This window comes from Mycolicibacterium pulveris (genome assembly GCF_010725725.1).
GTDB lineage: Bacteria > Actinomycetota > Actinomycetes > Mycobacteriales > Mycobacteriaceae > Mycobacterium > Mycobacterium pulveris.
The window spans coordinates 606,568-624,453 of the sequence record NZ_AP022599.1 but is presented as its reverse complement, the minus strand read 5'-3'; the positions used below and the strand labels follow the sequence as shown (position 1 = coordinate 624,453).

17 protein-coding genes and 1 pseudogene are annotated in these 17,886 nt (G+C 67.5%); 11 read left to right on the top strand and 7 right to left on the bottom strand.

The window, feature by feature from the left end:
- Nucleotides 1-2 precede the first annotated feature (2 nt).
- A complete protein-coding gene (locus tag G6N28_RS03275) occupies nt 3-701 on the top strand; it encodes an Ntn hydrolase family protein (protein ID WP_163897022.1) in 699 nt (232 codons plus the stop codon).
- A 55-nt stretch (nt 702-756) separates the two neighbouring features.
- Here G6N28_RS03275 and G6N28_RS03270 read toward each other — a convergent pair whose 3' ends face one another.
- The gene (locus tag G6N28_RS03270; RefSeq protein WP_276001425.1) at nt 757-1,422 is read right to left on the bottom strand and encodes a PAS and ANTAR domain-containing protein; all 666 of its coding nucleotides are present in this window, start codon (nt 1,420-1,422) and stop codon (nt 757-759) included.
- A gap of 193 nt (nt 1,423-1,615) precedes the next feature.
- On the opposite strand from G6N28_RS03270, the pseudogene G6N28_RS03265 reads away from it, so the two are divergent.
- From G6N28_RS03265 to G6N28_RS03250, 4 genes and pseudogenes are all read left to right on the top strand, one after another.
- Nucleotides 1,616-1,971, top strand: a pseudogene (locus G6N28_RS03265) (MerR family transcriptional regulator).
- A gap of 283 nt (nt 1,972-2,254) precedes the next feature.
- Nucleotides 2,255-3,136, top strand: coding sequence for an SDR family oxidoreductase (locus G6N28_RS03260; protein WP_163897020.1), 882 nt, complete (start codon nt 2,255-2,257; stop codon nt 3,134-3,136).
- Complete coding sequence (locus G6N28_RS03255; RefSeq protein ID WP_163897019.1) at nt 3,137-4,309, top strand: metallophosphoesterase; 1,173 nt, start codon at nt 3,137-3,139, stop codon at nt 4,307-4,309.
- 69 nt (nt 4,310-4,378) lie between these two features.
- The gene (locus G6N28_RS03250; protein WP_163897018.1) at nt 4,379-4,810 is read left to right on the top strand and encodes a VOC family protein; all 432 of its coding nucleotides are present in this window, start codon (nt 4,379-4,381) and stop codon (nt 4,808-4,810) included.
- A gap of 14 nt (nt 4,811-4,824) precedes the next feature.
- Here the strand turns inward: G6N28_RS03250 and G6N28_RS03245 are convergent, their stop codons facing one another.
- Nucleotides 4,825-6,018 carry a thiolase family protein gene (locus G6N28_RS03245; protein ID WP_163897017.1) on the bottom strand — a complete coding sequence of 398 codons (1,194 nt, stop codon included), beginning with the start codon at nt 6,016-6,018 and terminating at the stop codon, nt 4,825-4,827.
- A 66-nt stretch (nt 6,019-6,084) separates the two neighbouring features.
- On the opposite strand from G6N28_RS03245, the gene G6N28_RS03240 reads away from it, so the two are divergent.
- Nucleotides 6,085-6,540 (top strand): Zn-ribbon domain-containing OB-fold protein, encoded by a 456-nt coding sequence (locus G6N28_RS03240; RefSeq protein ID WP_163897016.1) that lies wholly within the window; start codon nt 6,085-6,087, stop codon nt 6,538-6,540.
- Here the strand turns inward: G6N28_RS03240 and G6N28_RS03235 are convergent.
- The 3 genes from G6N28_RS03235 to G6N28_RS03225 all read right to left on the bottom strand — a co-directional run bounded on the left by G6N28_RS03235 (nt 6,537) and on the right by G6N28_RS03225 (nt 9,348).
- The gene (locus G6N28_RS03235; protein ID WP_163897015.1) at nt 6,537-7,334 is read right to left on the bottom strand and encodes an SDR family NAD(P)-dependent oxidoreductase; all 798 of its coding nucleotides are present in this window, start codon (nt 7,332-7,334) and stop codon (nt 6,537-6,539) included. The two genes, G6N28_RS03240 and G6N28_RS03235, sit on opposite strands and share 4 nt — an antisense overlap.
- Nucleotides 7,335-7,336: 2 nt before the next feature.
- Nucleotides 7,337-7,930, bottom strand: a complete 594-nt coding sequence (locus tag G6N28_RS03230; RefSeq protein WP_268950236.1) for a TetR/AcrR family transcriptional regulator — start codon at nt 7,928-7,930, stop codon at nt 7,337-7,339.
- A gap of 65 nt (nt 7,931-7,995) precedes the next feature.
- The gene (locus G6N28_RS03225) at nt 7,996-9,348 is read right to left on the bottom strand and encodes an aromatic ring-hydroxylating oxygenase subunit alpha (RefSeq protein ID WP_163897014.1); all 1,353 of its coding nucleotides are present in this window, start codon (nt 9,346-9,348) and stop codon (nt 7,996-7,998) included.
- 79 nt (nt 9,349-9,427) lie between these two features.
- On the opposite strand from G6N28_RS03225, the gene G6N28_RS03220 reads away from it, so the two are divergent.
- Nucleotides 9,428-11,188: an N-acyl-D-amino-acid deacylase family protein gene (locus tag G6N28_RS03220; protein ID WP_163897013.1), complete on the top strand. Its 1,761-nt coding sequence runs from the start codon at nt 9,428-9,430 to the stop codon at nt 11,186-11,188.
- A gap of 5 nt (nt 11,189-11,193) precedes the next feature.
- Here the strand turns inward: G6N28_RS03220 and G6N28_RS03215 are convergent, their stop codons facing one another.
- A complete protein-coding gene (locus G6N28_RS03215) occupies nt 11,194-11,646 on the bottom strand; it encodes a hypothetical protein (RefSeq protein WP_163897012.1) in 453 nt (150 codons plus the stop codon).
- Between the two features lie 91 nt (nt 11,647-11,737).
- Between G6N28_RS03215 and G6N28_RS03210 the strand changes: the two genes are divergently transcribed.
- The 4 genes from G6N28_RS03210 (at nt 11,738) to G6N28_RS03195 (ending at nt 16,054) form a co-directional block, all read left to right on the top strand.
- Nucleotides 11,738-12,439: a helix-turn-helix transcriptional regulator gene (locus G6N28_RS03210; protein WP_163897011.1), complete on the top strand. Its 702-nt coding sequence runs from the start codon at nt 11,738-11,740 to the stop codon at nt 12,437-12,439.
- 23 nt (nt 12,440-12,462) lie between these two features.
- Complete coding sequence (locus G6N28_RS03205; RefSeq protein ID WP_163897010.1) at nt 12,463-14,037, top strand: PucR family transcriptional regulator; 1,575 nt, start codon at nt 12,463-12,465, stop codon at nt 14,035-14,037.
- A 163-nt stretch (nt 14,038-14,200) separates the two neighbouring features.
- The gene (locus tag G6N28_RS03200) at nt 14,201-15,466 is read left to right on the top strand and encodes an NAD(P)/FAD-dependent oxidoreductase (protein WP_163905778.1); all 1,266 of its coding nucleotides are present in this window, start codon (nt 14,201-14,203) and stop codon (nt 15,464-15,466) included.
- Between the two features lie 117 nt (nt 15,467-15,583).
- Entirely contained in the window at nt 15,584-16,054 is a 471-nt protein-coding gene (locus tag G6N28_RS03195; RefSeq protein WP_163897009.1) for a GreA/GreB family elongation factor, read from the top strand.
- A 9-nt stretch (nt 16,055-16,063) separates the two neighbouring features.
- On the opposite strand, the gene ctaD is transcribed toward G6N28_RS03195, so the two are convergent.
- Nucleotides 16,064-17,815: an aa3-type cytochrome oxidase subunit I gene (gene ctaD / locus G6N28_RS03190; RefSeq protein WP_163897008.1), complete on the bottom strand. Its 1,752-nt coding sequence runs from the start codon at nt 17,813-17,815 to the stop codon at nt 16,064-16,066.
- Nucleotides 17,816-17,886 lie beyond the last annotated feature (71 nt).

Here is a 17,886-nt window from a genome sequence, read left to right as displayed (position 1 = left end):
TGGTGACCGTGGTTATCGCGCTGCGCTGCGCCGATGGGTTGGTGATGGCCTCGGACTCGCAGATCACCGATCCGGGTCGCGGCTTGAGCTACCCGGCGCAGAAACTGCACAGGATGGGCGAGCACGCGGCGTGGGGCGGCAGCGGATCGCGGGCGGTGCTGTTCGACCTCGAACAGATCTTCCACGCCGAACCCGATGCGATCTTGGAGGCCGACGACATCGGCCGCGCCCTTCAGCAGCGCACGGTGCCCGTGCTCAAACATCACTACGACAACTTCATCGAGGATGTGCCCGCCGCAAAGACGAGCGGCGCGACACCCGCCACCTACGTCCTGGCCGCCGGATACGCGGGGGACCGGCCGTTCATCGTCGACATCGACCCCCACGGGCTGATCGGACACTACGAGGAGACCGGCTTTCAGGCGGTGGGCAGCGGTGCGCCGATGGCGCAGCAGGCCTATGCCTTGCTCGCGAACTTCCGGATGACCGAACGCAGCGTCGATCACGGGTTGGTGGCCGCCCTGCGGGTGCTCGACGCGCTGGCTGTGTCCTCGCCCAGCGTGGGCGGACCGATGGATCTGTGCCGGATCACCGCGGACGGGGCGCATCACCTCGACCCCGATGAGATCGACGGGGTTCGGGCGCAGGTCGCCCGGTGGTTGAAACTCGAGCAACGCGTGCTCGACGAGCTGTTCGACTAAGCCACCTTGAGGCGCTGATGTTCTGTAACGCCTTGTGTTGCTTGGCATTCCAAAGCTAGGAAATGGTCAGCAGGATATGGTCCACCTTGGCGCGGGTGTCGACGGGCAGACCGCCGGTCATCTCCGCGACAAACCGGCGGGCCAGTTCTCGGACCTTGATGTTGGTCTCCTGTGAGCGCCAGACCAAGATGTCGAAGGCCCGGTCCGCGCTGATGCCGTAGGCGGCCATGAGCACGCCTTTGGCCTGCTCGATCTGGGCGCGGCCTTCCGCCACCTTGGACACCTCGGCGGAGATATCGGACTGCATGGTCTCGGTGTAGTCGACGTAGAAGCCGGATGTGCCGAGCACGTCGCCCCGTTCGTCGATCATGCGGTCACCGATGACGATGACCCAGTGTGTGCGCCCGGCGGTGTCGATGATGCGGTGCCGGCTACTGAACGGCTCCCCGCTCATCACCCGTTCCAGAACAGCAGCCACCTGCTGGCGGTCGTCCGGGTGCTTGTGGTTGAGGATCAATTCCGTGGTCGGCTTCACCGAGCCCGGCTCGTAGCCATGCATCCGCTCGATGGTCTCCGACCACTCCCAGCGCTGATCGGCGATGAAGAAGCGGAACCGGCCCACCCGTTGCGGTTCGCCGGCGCCCACCGCGAGCTCCACTGCTTCGTGGTCGATGTCGATATCAGAATCCGGATTCGTCACGCTTGTGGACCCCCGGGACAGGGCGGTCTCGACCCGCCGTCTCACGCCGCCGTGGTATTGGATGTCGTCCCGAGAATGTAACAGCATGACGTCCTTCCTGCGTCGATTGACCTCCAGGCACACGTTGCGATGGGCTTGTGCGATACCACGGGCATATGTTCGCCTTGAGGCGGCACATGTTTTCGATCGAGCGCACTAGGACTTTTCGCACGAGATGACCGACGATGACGCCAAGGACGGGACCCGCAAGTCCGGCCCGCCCCCGTCTGATCTCGGGGTGTACGGAATCTCGGTGGCGGCCGAGTTGTCCGGCATCAGCGAACAGTCGTTGCGGCTGTATGAGCGCCACGGTGTTCTGAAGCCCGCCCGCAGTCCCGGCGGCACCCGCCGCTACAGCGCCGACGACCTCGTTCGACTGCAACGCGTCAGCGAGCTGGTCGAGGCGGGCGTCAATCTCGCGGCATCGCGCGCATCCTCTCGCTCGAGGACCGCAACGCCGCCCTGGACGATCGCAACGTCACGTTGGAAGGCGACATCGAGGCGTTGCGCAACGAGAAGACGGACGAGTAAGCCGGCGCACCGGTCAGGAGTCAGAACGCGGCGAAAATCGCGTAGACCAGCAGCAGGGCGAATAAGCCCACGACGATGCCCACCCAGATCGCAGAGCTCACCCGGTCCGGCCGAGCGGAGGATTGCGGGCTCATAGGGGTCTTGTGCCCTCTGTGCAACCAACCAAACGCGCAACCTCTGCGCCGCGGCACTGTCCGGCAGGCCGCCCGCTGGGTCTTCACTATGTTGTAGCGATGGCCGGCGCTGCGCTGCGCCACGCGAACCGAACCTCCAGGAGTGGTCAATGGGCGTCTATGCCGTGACGGGATCGGCCTCAGGGATGGGGCGCGCGGCCGCCGAACAGCTGCGGGCCGACGGCCACACCGTCGTCGGTGTCGACCAACGAGACGCTGACGTGGTGGCCGACCTGTCCACGCCGCAGGGTCGTTCGGCCGCCGCGGCCGCCGTGCTCGACCGGGTCGACGGCCGACTCGACGGTGCCGTGCTCGCCGCCGGCGTCGGCCCGCTGCCGGGAGCGCAGAATGTTGCGCTGATCCTGTCGGTCAACTACCTCGGCGTGACCGAACTGCTCGACGCCTGGCGGCCGGCACTCGCATCGGCCGGTCAAGCGAAAGTCGTCGTGGTGGCAAGCAATTCGACCACCACCATGCCTTTGGTCCCGAACCGTGCCGTTCGTGCGTTGCTGCGCGCAGACATCGACCGTGCTGCTCGCGCACTGCGGATGTTTCGTTCCGCCGCACCGTCATTGGCGTACGGAGCTTCGAAGATCGCGGTGGCGCGCTGGGTGCGCCGCCAGGCCGTCCGGCCCGAGTGGGCCGGCGCGGGTATCCGATTGAACGCGCTTGCTCCCGGCGCGATCTTGACGCCCTTGCTCGAGAAGCAGCTCGCAACCCCTCGAGAAGCCAAGACGGTTCGGGCGTTTCCGGTTCCGGTCGGCGGCTTCGGCAGCCCCGATCAGCTCGCGAAGTGGATGGTGTTCATGCTGTCGGACGCCGCGGACTTCCTCTGTGGCAGCATTGTTTTCGTGGACGGCGGCTCCGACGCCTACTTCCGCTCCGACGACTGGCCGACCCGGGTGCCGACGCGCCGGTTGGCGCGGTACGGCCTGAAGTTCTGGCGCGGAAGCCGACGACAATCGGCCGTCGGGCCACTGACGGGAACGTGAATGTTCATCGTCGTCCTCGCCACGATCCTCGGCTTGATGCACCTCTACCTGTGGAAGCGCCTGGTCAAGGACACGACCGGCCCAGGGCGCACCAGGTGGATGCTCACGGCGGCCCTCGTCGCACTGGCCGGCATGTTGCTGGCGGCCCTGGTGCTGCCGCGCGTCATCGGCGTCGCCGACTCCGGCTGGATCGCATGGCCCGGGTACCTATGGTTCGGGCTGGCGACGTACCTGTTCCTGACCCTGCTGGTGACCGAACCCGTGCGGCTGCTGCTGCGCGGCTGGGTCAAACGCGACCGGCAGGACGACGGGGTGCCGCAGGCAACGTCGGCGCTCAACCGTCGGATGTTCTTGGCCAGGGCCGGTGCGGCCGCCGCCGGGGCGGCGTCGGTCAGCCTGGTCGGGGTCGGTGCGCTCAACGCGCTCGGACCGCCGGATCTGTTGCGGCTGCCGGTGCGGCTGCGCCGCCTGGATCCGGCCTTCAACGGATTCCGGATCGCCGTCGTCTCCGACATCCACCTCGGCCCGCTGGCGGGACGCCCACACACCGAGCGGATCGTCCAGATGATCAACGAGGCCGAGCCCGACCTGGTGGCGATCGTCGGCGACCTGGTGGACGGCACGGTCGAGGAGCTGGGCCCGGCTGCAGAACCCTTGCGCGACTTGACCTCCCGCGAAGGCGCGTTCTTCGTGGCAGGCAACCACGAGTACTACGTCGCCGATCCCGACGCGTGGCTTCGCGAACTCGAGCGGCTGGACGTGCAGGTGCTGCGCAACGAGAACACCGTGATCCGACGGGCCGGTGCGGCGTTCGACCTGGCCGGCATCAACGACGTCGCGGGGGATCAGCGTTCCGATCCGCCGGACCTGGACCGAGCCTTGGCCGGGCTCGACGGGACCGGTCCGACGGTTCTGCTTGCCCACCAACCGGTTCTGGTGGCCGAGGCGGCCGCCTGCGGAGTGGATCTTCAGCTGTCCGGGCACACCCACGGCGGCCAGATGTGGCCGTTCCACCATGTCGTCCGTGCCGCGCAACCGTCTCTGGCCGCGCTGTCGACGGTGGCCGGCACCCAGCTGTACGTGACCAGGGGAGCCGGGTTCTGGGGCCCGCCGGTGCGGGTCGGGGCACCTCCGGATATCAGCGTGCTGACGCTGGAGGCGGGCGCGACGTGAGCACGCACCGGATGTCCTTTGTGGCGGCGGTGGTGAGAGGATCCGTCTGACAGATCAAAGGAGCCGAGCATGACCGAAAGCGCCGCACCCGCCATCACCGGCATACACCACATCTCGATCACCGTCACCGATCTGGAGGCCAGCCTGGCCTGGTATCAGCGGCTGCTCGGCGCCGACCGGCTACCGGTGAAGTTCCCCCATTACGGTCGGGAGGACACCGGCTACGCCGAGCTGCTCGTCGACCAGCGGTCCGGTCTGGTGATCGGACTGCACACCAACACCGGCAACACCGGAGAGCGGTTCGACGAGGCCCGCACCGGCCTGGACCATGTCGGGCTGAACGTGGCCAGCCGCGAAGACCTGCAGGCGTGGACGGCGTGGCTGGACGAACTCGGCATCGAGCACTCCGGCATCAGAACCGAAGACACGCCGTTCCCGTTCTCGACGGTGGTGTTTCGCGACCCGGACAACATCCAGCTCGAACTCTTCACGATGGGCTGAGTCGGTCGCCGGCGTCAGCAGGTCAACAGCATGCAGCCCGCGATCGGCCCGCCGCCGGCGGCGGCGACCGCCACCTCCGGCCGTCTCGGCAGTTGACGTTCACCGGCCTGACCCCGCAACTGCAGGCACGCCTCGTGCAGCAGCCAGTACCCGTGCATCCGTCCCGCGGACAGCTGTCCGCCGTACGTGTTCAGCGGCAGCGCGCCGTCGAGTGCGATGCGGGTCGCCCCCTCCACGAACGCGCCGCCTTCGCCGTCGGCGCAGAATCCCAGCGCCTCGAGCCAGGCGATCGTGAGATACGTGAATCCGTCGTACAGTTCGGCGATGTCGACATCCGACGCCGCCAGGTCGGTGCGCGACCACATCTGGGCCGCCGCGTCGACCGAGGCCATCTTCGGGAAGTCGTCGCGATGAAACCAGCCACCCGAACCGTATGAGCCACCGATGGCCTCCACCGCCACAGCGGGATTCGGACAGTCGGCGGTGTAGTCAGCGTGGGAAACCACCACGGCGATCGACCCGTCGACCGGGACGTCGCAGTCGTACAGTCCGAACGGTGTCGACACCGGACGCGCGGCCAGATAGTCGTCCATCGTCATCGGCTCGCGGTAGGCCGCGCGCGGATTGAGCGCCGCGTTGCGCCTACTGTTGATCGCCAACCAGCCCAGCTGTTCCTTGGTGGTTCCGTACAGCTCCATGTGCCGCTGGCAGTGCATCGCCAGCCAGTTGGCAGCCGAGTAGGCATGCGCGGCCAGCAGCTCGTCGATGTCCTCGAACGGCTTGAGCCTCCTACGCGTTCCGGGCGTGGATGGCTCGCTCGGCGGGTTGGCCAGCGGATTGGGCGCCGCCGACGACGGTGATTCGGTCATCGTGCCGCCGAGCATCATCACCGTGCGATACACCAGCACATGCCTGGCGCGCTTCTCCGCGACCGCGCGGCACGCCGACATCACCGGGGTGAGCAGCCCTCCCGTGTCGAACCCGGAGGTGTGGTCGGGCACGTCGATGCCGAGCGCGGCGGTGCTCTCGGCCAGCGGGACATCGCCCAGCGAGGCGATGCCGTCGATGTCGCGCACGGTGAGGCCGGCATCGTCGATCGCGGCGCGCGCGGCATCCAGCGTCAGCTCGGGCCCGGGGATCCCGGTGCGCCGCCCCACCCGGGAGATACCCAGACCGCTGATGATCGCGTCCTTTTCGAAGTGGCTCATCGGTGACCATCCGTTTCATCCGGCTGCCTTTGTGACGGCAACTGTGCGGAATGTACTTTGCTTGCCATGCCCGACCATGCCCCATCCCATGCCCCATCGCATGCCCCACCCGATGTTCCGCCACGCATCCTGCCCGCCCTGACCGAACACAATCGGGCGTTCTGGACCGGCGGCGCCCACGGGCAACTGTTGATCGCATGGTGCGCCGCATGTGCGCGGTGGGTGCATCCTCCGGCGCCGGACTGCCCCGAATGCAACGGCGCGCTCGCCGCGCGACCGGTGTCGGGGCACGCGACGGTGTTCAGCTACACGGTCAACCATCAACCGTTCAACCCCGCGGTTCCGGTACCGTACGTGGTCGCGATCGTCGAACTCGACGAACAGCCCGATCTGCGCATCGCCACCAACATCGTGGGCTGCGACCCGGATTCGGTGCACGTCGGCCTTCCGGTCGAGGTGGGCTTCGAGCGCCACGACGTCGGCGACGACGCCGTTTTCGTTCCGGTGTTCACCCCGCGCTAGTCTCCGGCCAGCCCCATCAGCTCGGTGACATGGTGGTCGCGTCCGGCCGTGTAGCCACCGTCCACGGCGATCGTCTGCCCGCTGACGAAACTGGCGTCCGGGGACAGCAGGAACGCCGCGACGGCGGCGACCTCCTCGGCGCGGCCGAACCGGCGCAGTTTGTGCTCGTGGCGCAGCGCCTCGCGTGGCGTCTCCATCCCGGGCATCCCGACGACCGAGTCGAACATCGGCGTCTCGATGAAGCCGGGACAGATCGCATTGACCCGAATTCCGCTGGGGCCGTAATCGATCGCGGCGTTCTTGGTGAGCAGGTTCACGCCGCCCTTCGAGGCGTTGTACGCACTGCCACCTGCCGTGCCCTCTAGGCCTTCGATACTCGCCAGGTTGACGATGGCACCCCGCTCACCACCGACCCGGCTCTGCTGGATCATCCGGCCCAGGGCAGCCCGCATGACGACGAAGGTGCCCTTGAGGTTGACGTTCACCACCCGATCCCACTCCTCGTCGGGCAGCAGGTGAACCGGACCGCCACCGGCGACGCCTGCGCAGTGCACCAGCCCGTCGAGACGGCCGGCCGCTGCCACGACGGCGTCCACCGCCGCGGCGACCGCGTCGGCGTCGAGCACGCCGGCGCGCCGGTAGGTGAACCCCGCAGCGCCCGTATCCGCGGCGTCGGGCGCCGAGTCGAGGCCCACCACGAGCGCCTGCTCGGCGAGCAGCCGCTCGACGGTTGCCTTGCCGATGCCCGACGCCGCGCCGGTGACAAGGACACCCTTGCCCTCAAACCTGTTCATTCTCACCCCTTTTCCGCAGTGCTTTTTCGCAAGGGCGCCAGCAGCGCGTCGAGCCCGTACTCGAACACCGCGTCATAGTCGGTGGGTGACCGAAGCGCCGCCACCAGTTCCTGGTCGGGCCAATCGTCGCCCCACAGCGTCGGATCCTCTTCCTCGTGCTTGGCTCCTCGCACCGCGGTGAACTGCATGACCGCCGAGGAGATGACGTGCACCTGCACCGCCCGAAGGAACAGCGCGGCGTCAGCGCCTGTCACGCCCAGCTCGGCGAGCTGGCCCGCGAGGGTCTGCTGGATGGGCAGGAACAGCAGCGGGGTGCGGTCGCGTTCGTGCGCGACGGCAAGCAGATGCTGGCGCTCGATCAGCGCGCGACGCTGGGCCCGCGCCAACGACGCGATCCGCTCGACGGGGGTGGCGCCTTCGGCGGGCAGCTGGGCCATCTGGCCGAGCAGTCGGTCAACCAGCCTGTCCAGCAGCTTGTCTCGCCCGCCGACATGCCAATAGATCGAGGTGACCGCCACGCCGAGTTCTTCGGCAAGCCGGCGCATCGTCAGGGCGTCCACGCCGTCCAGCTCGATCAGACGAGCTGCGGTCGCCAGGATGGCCTCGGCGCCGACATTGTCCTGGCCCCGGGTCTTGTTGGTGTGCTTGCGTTGTGCGCCGGTCAGGGTGTCTCACCGCCGGTGATCCGTTGCCCATCGGGAAGGTCCAGATAGCGTTCGAGGTTGAGGTGCATGTTGATCACGCGCCGTTCCTCGTTGGACAGGGTCAGGTGGGTGAAACCCGGCTGGTGCAGCCCGCGCTGAACGCCCGGCAGCACCGTGATGTCCTGGGTCAGCACCGCGCCGGGTTCTGCCTCGCCTGCGGTCATCCGGACGTCGACGGGCGTCATCCTCGGCGCACCGGGAGGCATCCGGGTCCACAACATCATCACCAGGTCGCCGCGATCGGGATCGGGTCCCGGCAGCGAGTGCATGGTCGTCAAGTGGTCGGCGTTGGTCAGCAGCGTCATGTTCGGAAAGACGTTGTACTGGTGCAGCCGCATCAGCTGATCGGTGCTGGCCCAGCTCAACTCGACGCCACGCTGCGCCGCGAACGCCCGGGTGCGCTCGGCGATCACCTCTGCCACCGACTCCCCGGGCGAGGGCCGGCCGTCGGGCAGCGGGGTGCCCTCCTCGACACCCATCAACGCGCCCTGCGTGTAGACATAGGCGTCCCACACGTCGCGGCTCGAGAGGGTCTTTCTGAGCTGCGGGCTCTGCACGCCATAGAGCTGTTCGGACTTGCCCGTGTGCCCCCAGATCACCTGCGGTGCATGCACGTCGTCCATGCACCGGCGGAGCTCCGGGTGCAGCGTCTGAATGTGATAGGTCTCGCTGTAGCCGTCGGCGACGGTCTTCCAGTTCGCCTCCACCTCAATCGTCATCGTTGCGTAGCAACGGAATTCGCCCAACCTGTTCCATGCGACGTCCGAGGGTACCTGCTCCAGGTAGTCGGCAAGGGGCATCGCGTCACGGTCGAGGTTGACGAAGACGAGCCGCTCCCAGGTGTCGACGCGTGCGGCGTGCAAGGGCAGCTCCGACATCCGCAGCGCGCCGAAGCCTTTGCGGTTGGGGACGCGTTTGAGTGCCCCGGACAGATCCCATGTCCAGCCGTGGTAGCCGCACTTGAGCTCGTTCAAACCGGATCCCGTTCCCGCGCAAAGGGTGTTGCCGCGATGGCGGCACACATTCTGAAACGCGCGAAGAACGCCGTCGTCTCCACGGACGACCAGCACGGAGTAGGGCCCGCACCGGTACTCGAAGTAGTCGCCGGGTTCGGCCACGTGATCGACGGAGCAGGCCAGTTGCCACACCCTCGGCCACATCCGCTCGACCTCGAGGGCGGCGAAGGTCGCCGAGTAGTACCGCTCGGCCGGAACCAGGGTGGGGCGCCGCGGCGGCGGGCCGATCGCGTCATCGCCCGGGCTACGGGGCCGGCCGGCGTTCTCTGCTGTGCGCGTGGTCTGGGTCGTCATCGACGCATCCTGCCTGTCTGAACTCGACGACATCGGCCTGTAACGGTGTTACATTGCCACTGTAGCGGAGGAGTGAATCGTGTTCGATCTCAAAATCACCGGCGGAACGGTCGTAGACGGAACGGGCGCCGACCGCTTCCAGGCCGACGTCGCCGTTCAGGACGGCAAGATCGTCGAAGTTCGTCGCCGTGGCCCGCACGATCCGCCGCTGGAGGGTGAGGCGAGGGAAACGCTCGACGCGACCGGAGACATCGTCGCGCCCGGGTTCGTCGACATCCACACCCATTACGACGGTCAGGTCAGCTGGGACAACCTGCTCGAGCCCTCCAGCAGCCACGGCGTGACGACAATCGTCATGGGCAACTGCGGCGTCGGGTTCGCGCCGGTGCGGCCCGGCCGCGAAGAGTGGCTCATCGAGTTGATGGAGGGCGTCGAGGACATTCCGGGTTCCGCGCTGTCCGAAGGCATCACGTGGGGTTGGGAGAGCTACGCCGACTACCTGGACGTGATCGGCAAACGGGAACTGGCGGTGGATGTCGGCAGCCAGATCGCGCACGGAACGGTCCGCGCGTATGCGATGGGGGAGCGCGGCGCCCGCAACGAGCCCGCGACGCCCGACGACATCGCGGTGATGAGCCGGCTGGTGCGGGAGGCGGCCGAGGCCGGCGCGCTGGGCTTCTCCTCGTCACGCACGCTGGCGCACCGGGCCATGGACGGCGAACCCGTTCCGGGCACGTTCGCCGCCGAAGACGAACTGTTCGCGCTCGGGCGGGCGATGGCCGCGGGCGGCGCGGCGGTGTTCGAACTCGCCCCGCAGGGCGCGGCGGGGGAGGACATTGTCGCACCCAAGAAGGAGCTGGAGTGGATGCGTCGGCTGGGCGCCGAAATCGATTGCGCCATCAGCTTTGCGCTGATCCAGGTCGACGCCGATCCCAACCTGTGGCGCGAACAGCTCGAGATCAGTGCGGCCGCCCACGAGGCGGGCAGCCGGCTGCACCCGCAGATCGCGGCGCGCCCGTTCGGGATGCTGCTGGGCTTCCCCGGCCACCATGCGTTCACCCACCGGCCGACCTATCGGCGCCTGAAGGCCGAATGCAGTCGCGACGACCTTGCCGCCCGGCTGGCCGACCCCGCCGTCAAGGCGGCGATCCTCGCCGAGGAAGACCTGCCGATCGACCCGAACGTGCTTTTCGACGGGATGTTCGCCTTCGCCCAGCATTCGGTGGACCGGCTCTACGCGCTCGGGGAGCCGCCCGACTACGAGCCAACGCCCGATCGCACGGTCGCGGCGATCGCGCGCGAACGTGGTGAGGACCCGCTGACCACCATGTATGACTTGATGCTCGAATCCGACGCGGGCGCAATGCTGTTGCTGCCGCTGTACAACTACGCCGACGGCAACCATGACGCGATACGCGAGATGATGACCCATCCCGCAGGCGTTCTGGGACTGTCCGACGGGGGAGCGCACTGCAGCATGATCTGTGACGCCTCCTATCCCACCTTCCTGCTGACGCACTGGGCGCGGGACCGGCACCGCGGCAAGCAACTGCCGTTGGAATACGTCGTCCGCAAGCAAGCCCATGACACCGCGGCGCTGTTCGGGCTGACCGATCGGGGCACGATCGCCGTCGGCAAGAAGGCCGACATCAACGTCATCGACATGAACGCGTTGACGCTGCACGCGCCGCGGATGGCCTACGACCTGCCCGCCGGGGGCAACCGTCTGGTGCAGGGTGCATCCGGTTACCGCGCCACGATCGTCAACGGCGTGGTGACCCGCCGCGACGGCGCCGACACGGGTGCGCGCCCCGGCAGGTTGGTGCGCGGGGCGCGCTGAGCCGATCAGGAATGCGTGGACCGCGACGCCGTCACCCGTGACCGGCCCGCCCCCGGCCCGTGCTCGGCCTGTGCCAGGCGGCTCAGCGCCAACGCGCCGACCAGCAGGCCGAAGTCACGCAGCGCGACGTCGTAGAAGCCGGACAGCGTCAACAGGTTGACGATGATTCCGGCGAGCCACAGCGCGACCACGTAGGCGCCGATGCGCGGCGCGACCGCGACCAGGATGCCTGCTGCGATCTCGATGACACCGACGAGACGCATCGCCGTCGCCGCGTCCCCGGGCACGATGCCGTCGATCCACGGTGCGAGGTAGGCGGTCCAGTCGACCATCACGTTGGTGAACTTATCCAGGCCGAACAGGATCGGGGCGACGGTGAAAACCGTTCGCAGCAGCATGAAGGCCTGGTAAACAGGGTCTTTGATGCGGCTGTTCGGATCAGAAATGCTAGCGCTCATGATGGGACTCCTGTCTAACGGATAGTAGTCTCTACGTTAGAACGTTCGAGCTTCTATCGTCAACAGTTTTCTCTTTTAGAAGGGGATTGAATTGCCTCTCGCCGAGCGCGACACTTCGGTGATCGCCGCGCTGGCCGACCCGCTGCGCCGGCGGCTGTATCTGTTCGTGTGCGCGCAGCCGGAGGCGGTGACCCGCGAGCAGGCCGCCGACGCGGTGGCGGTGCCGGTGCATCAGGCCAAATTCCACCTCGACAAGCTGGAAACCGAGGGGCTGCTGGAAACGGACTACGCGCGGGTGAGTGGGCGTCGCGGGCCGGGCGCCGGCCGGCCGTCGAAGCTGTACCGGCGCGCTGCCCGCGAGGTCAGCGTGTCCCTGCCGGACCGCGACTACGAGTTGGCCGGGCAGTTGATGGCCGACGCCATCGCCGAAGCAGCCGAGACGGGCCAGCCCGTCGTCGACACGCTGTATCGGCTCGCGGCGCGCGCCGGCAGCACGATCGGATGCCAGGCCGCCGACGCCGACGGGCCGCCGGAGAGCCCGCAGACAGCGCTGCGTCTCGCCGTCGAAACGCTGGCACAGCATGGATATGAGCCGCGCGCGGACGACGCTCGCGTACTGCTCGTCAACTGTCCGTTTCACCGCCTCGCGCAGGCCCAGCCGCGGCTGGTCTGCGGGATGAACCACGCGCTCATCTCGGGGCTGACGGCCGAGTTCGCGCCGCACTGCCCCAGCGCGGCCCTCGAACCGGCTCCCGGGCGGTGCTGCGTGGTTCTGACGGCGGGTACACGATGACCGGCCCGGTCTGAGGAGAACGTGTGGTCACGTTAGACCGACTGGTGAATGTGCTGGGCAGCTACGGCGTTCGGTTGCGCTTCTGTCCGGTGCCGCGCTCCACGGAACTGAGCAGCGTGGTCCTGCATGAGACCGTCGGCGGCCGCACCGTCGTGGGTGACGTGCTGATGGCCGTGGGCGCCCGTTCAGTGAAAGAAGCTGTGCGGTGGGCCGTTTCGGCAAGGGCGATCGTGGTGTTGCTGCGCAGTGGAGACGACGACGCCACGTTCTCCGGGATGGCGGAAGGCGTCGCGGTCATGGCGGTGGACCCCGCGGTGTCCTGGAGCGAGCTGGCAGCCGTGGTCTACGGCCTGGTGCTGGAGGGGCGCGAAACCGAATCGGGGCGCGGCCCAACCGATTTGTTCGCACTCGCTGACAGCCTCGCAGAGGCCACCGGGGGCGCGGTGACCATCGAGGACCAACTGTCTCGGGTGTTGGCGTACTCCAGGAAGCAGCAGAACGCCGATCCCGCGCGGGTAGCGACGATCATGGACCGGCAGGCACCCGAGTCGCTCAGTGAATTCTTCAGGGCCCAGGGGGTTTACACCCATCTGGCGGCATCCGACGAACCGCTCTACATCGGCGAGCATCCAGCGCACGGGCTGACCGGCCGCATGGTGGTGGCGGTGCGCTCGGGACGCGAACTTCTCGGTTCGGTCTGGGTGGCCTGTCCCGCGCCGCTCGAAGGTCAGGCGCGGGCGGCGTTGGTCGACGGCGCCCGCACGGTGGCCGTGCACCTGTTGCGGTCAAGAGCCAGCGCGGATCTCGAACGCCAGGTGGAGTCTGAACTGGTCATTCGACTGCTCGAGGGCGGCGCCGACACCACGTCGTCGGTCAGCCGGCTCGGGCTCGCACCCGGCCCACTGCGCGTGATCGCGATCCAGGCAGCCATCGGTGCGGAACGCGACGCGGCGCTGCTGCTGGCGTTCGACCGCGCCACCGCGGGGTTCGGCTGGTCGCGCCCGGGCCGCAGCGCTCTGGCAGGCAACACCGTCTACACGATCCTTCCCGGCGAGGACCTCGACGCCGCCCGGCGCTGGATCGCGGGTCTGCGCGCGGCACTGCCCGAACGATTCACGCTCTCGGCAGGGATCAGCAAGCCTGCGCAACTGGCGGAGTTGCCAGCGGCACGCCAAGAGGCCGACGAGTGCCTCGCGTTGCACCAGAGCTGTTCGGCCGACTCGGTGCCCCCTGCCTACGACGAATCGTGGGATCAGATCCTGCTGCAGCGGCTGCGCACCGCGGCCCGCGCCGGACGATCACCCGATCGTGGCCCGGTGGCCGAACTGCGCAGGCACGACGAGGCGCATGCCACCGGCTACGTGGCCACGTTGCGTGCCTGGCTGGAGGCCCTCGGCGATCCGGCCGAGGCCGGTCGTCGGCTGGGGGTGCACGAGAACACCGTGCGATACCGGCTGCGCAAGATGGCCGAGATCACCGACCTGCCACTCGACGACGCCGACAAACGGCTGGCGATGATGATCGAACTCGCCGCCATCAACGCCCACGGGCCGGACACCCGACCCGGCGGCGGGACCGGTCCACTCAGCAACGGCTAAAGAGCGTGCAGTAGGCCTTTTCGGCCACTGGGCAAACTCCGCTGTGTCGTTGTCGGATCGCCACAACCTGGTCTCGAAGTGTTGTTCGTTCCGGGCAATGGCCTGGCGCTGGTCGACGGCACCATGGAAAGTGCGAGCCAGATTCTCAACTGTGGAGGTGACGATGGGCGGCGTCGACCGGTTCGACGGTGGACCCCGATCGGCGATTGTCGTCGGTGCGGGCATCGTCGGGCTGTCGACCGCATGGTTCCTCCAGGAGCGCGGGGTCGGGGTCACCGTCGTGGACCGCAGCGGGGTCGCATCGGGCGCCTCGTGGGGTAACGCCGGCTGGGTCGCTCCCGCGTTGACGTTGCCGCTGAACTCGCCCGCAGTGCTGCGCTACGGATTACGGTCGCTGCTGGACAAGGGCGCCCCACTGCACATTCCGATGACGGCCGACCGCGGCCTTGCGACATTTCTGATGCAGTTCGCCGCGAGTTGTCGACGATCGACCTGGCGGCGCGCGGTGCGGGCGAACGTTCCGCTCAACGAGGAAGCCATCGAGGCGTTCGATGTGCTGGTGGCCAACGGCGTCGACGCCCCGGTGACCGACGCGCCGATCACCGCGGTCTTCCGCAGCACCGATGCCGCTGAACGCATGCTGGCCGAAATGCGCGAGCTGGAAAAGGCCGGACAAGAACTCCACGTGACCGGGTTGTCGGGAGAGGCGCTGCGCGAACAGGTGCCGCTGATATCCCCGGCGGTCACCGCGGGGCTGAGCATCAACAATCAGCGCTTCGTGGATCCCGGCCGGTTCGTGCACGCTCTCGGCCGCGCGGTCGTGGAGCGGGGCGCCACCATAGTCACGGATGACGTCCTGGACCTTGACGATTCGGCCGGCCAGGTCAAGGTGTCCACCGCCGCCGGCGAGACGATGACCGCGGATGCTGTGGTGGTCGCGGCCGGCGCCTGGCTCTCGCGGCTCCTGCGTGGTCGGCTGCGGGTTCCGGTGCAGGCTGGCCGCGGCTACTCGTTCACCGTGCCTGTCGACCGGCCAGTGGTCGGGCCGATCTACCTGCCGGATGCGCGGGTGGCATGTACGCCCTACCAGGGCGCGCTGCGCGTCTCTGGCACCATGGAGTTCCGCGACCCCGAAGACGGCGTGGACACCGAACGCGTCGCCGCGATCATCGCCTCGGCGAGTCCCTTGCTGGAGGGCGTGCGATGGACCGAGCGCCGCGACGTCTGGGTGGGACCGCGTCCCGTCAGCCCTGACGGCAGACCGCTGATCGGTGAAGTGACGCGGGGCGTATATGTCGCGGGCGGCCACGGAATGTGGGGATTGGCGCACGGCCCGGTAACCGGCCGATTGCTCGCCGAACACATCACCACCGGCAAGCAACCCGAGGCCTTACGCGAATTCAACCCGTTGCGCCGAACCGGTAGGTAGCCTGGCGCAATCCGGCGGCCTTCGCCCACCACGGGCGGTCATGTCGTCACGGCGGCGCTTCTACCCCACCGACTTGACGACCACCTATCGCTTCTCACCACCGTTGAAAGGACGAAAATGACATCTTCCCAAACTGTTTGGCTCACCCCGGAGGCCCACGAGCGGCTCCAGGAGGAGCTGGCCACCCTGCAGCAACTGACCGATGAAGTCGCCGACGAGGAGGGCACCGACGAGAACACCGCGGCGATCCAGCGCGCCCGCCGCGCCAGGATCCAGCAGATCCACGACCTGCTGGTCAACGCCGTCGTCGGGGAGGACCCGCCCAACGACGGGATCGCCGAACCCGGGATGGTCGTGACGGTGCGTTTCGACGACGACGATGACACCGAGACCTTCCTGCTTGGTGTGCGCGGCGCCGAGCACGGCGACATCGAGGTTTACTCAGTGCAATCGCCGTTGGGTTCGGCCATCCTCGGCGCGCGTACCGGCGAGAAGCGCACCTACACCCTGCCCAGCGGGGCCACCGCGACCGTCACGCTGCTCAACGCGGTCCCGTACGGGATGCACGCAGCCGCGGACGCGAAGTAGCCGAGGCCGTCAGCTGCTGCGGTCGGCTTCAGCCCTCGCGCTGGAGCCGACCGCTGAATCCTCGTCGTTCTTATGCCTACCGACGTGGGATTCGGCGCGCATCCGGGCGATCATGTGCGGGTAGTGCAGCTCGAAGGCCGGGCGCTCCGAACGGATCCGGGGCAGCTCGGTGAAGTTGTGCCGTGGCGGCGGGCATGACGTCGCCCACTCCAGCGAGTTGCCGTAACCCCACGGATCGTCCACGGTGACCGGTTCGCCGTAACGCCAGCTCTTGAACACGTTCCAGGCGAACGGCAGCACCGACACACCCAGGATGAACGCGCCGATCGACGAGACCACGTTCAGTTCGGTGAACCCGTCGCTGGGCAGGTAGTCGGCGTAGCGCCTCGGCATGCCCTCGTCACCGAGCCAGTGCTGCACCAGGAACGTGGTGTGGAAGCCGATGAACGTCAGCCAGAAGTGCAGCTTGCCCAACCGCTCGTCGAGCAGACGCCCGGTCATCTTCGGGAACCAGAAGTAGATCCCGGCGTAGGTGGCGAACACGATCGTGCCGAACAGCACGTAGTGGAAGTGTGCCACGACGAAGTAGCTGTCGTGGACGTGGAAGTCCATCGGCGGGCTGGCCAGGATCACGCCCGTGACACCGCCGAGGACGAAGGTCAACATGAAGCCGACCGCGAACAGCATCGGCGTCTCGAAGGTCAGCTGGCCCCGCCACATCGTGCCGATCCAGTTGACGAACTTGATGCCGGTCGGCACCGCGATGAGATACGTGGTGAACGCGAAAAATGGTAGGAGTACGGCACCGGTGGCGAACATGTGGTGCGCCCACACCACCATGGACAGCGCGGCGATACCGAGCGTCGCGTAGACGAAGGTGGTGTACGCGAAGACCGGTTTGCGGCTGAACACCGGCATGATCTCGGTGATGATGCCGAAGAACGGCAACGCGATGATGTACACCTCGGGGTGCCCGAAGAACCAGAACAAATGCTGCCAGAGCAGCACACCGCCGTTGGCCGGGTCGTAGACGTGGGCGCCGAGGATCCGGTCGTAGGCCAGGGCGAACAACGCGGCGGTCAGGACCGGGAACACCATCAGCACCAGGATCGACGTCACCATGATGTTCCAGGTGAAAATCGGCATCCGGAACATCGTCATGCCGGGCGCGCGCATGCACACCACGGTGGTGATCATGTTGACGGCGCCCAGGATGGTGCCAAGGCCGGCCACACCCAGACCGAAGATCCACAAGTCACCGCCGGCGCCGGGCGAGTGGATGGCGGTGCTCAACGGGGTGTAACCGGTCCAGCCGAAGTCCGCCGCCCCGCCGGGGGTGATGAATCCGCCGAGGGTGACGAGGGCGCCGAACAGGAACAGCCAGTAGGAGAACGCGTTGAGCCGCGGGAACGCCACGTCGGGCGCGCCGATCTGCAGGGGCAGCACCAGGTTGGCGAACCCGAACACGATCGGTGTGGCGTAGAACAGCAGCATCACCGTGCCGTGCATGGTGAACAGCTGGTTGTACTGCTCGTTGGACAGGAACTGCAGCCCGGTGGCCGTCAGCTCGGCCCGCATCAGCAACGCCATCAGCCCGCCGATGAAGAAGAAGACGAAGCAGGTGACGCAGTACATGATGCCGATCAGCTTGTGATCGGTGGTGGTGACCAGCTTGTAGATGAGGTTGCCCCTGGGCCCTGTCCGTGGCGGGAACGGGCGGCGGACTTCGAGTTCCCCTACTGCGGGCGCTTCGGCGGTCAACAGGACCTCCTTGACAGATTGCAGGAGCCGTTCCTGTCATGCTAGAGAGTCCGCGACGCCACCAGAAGCTT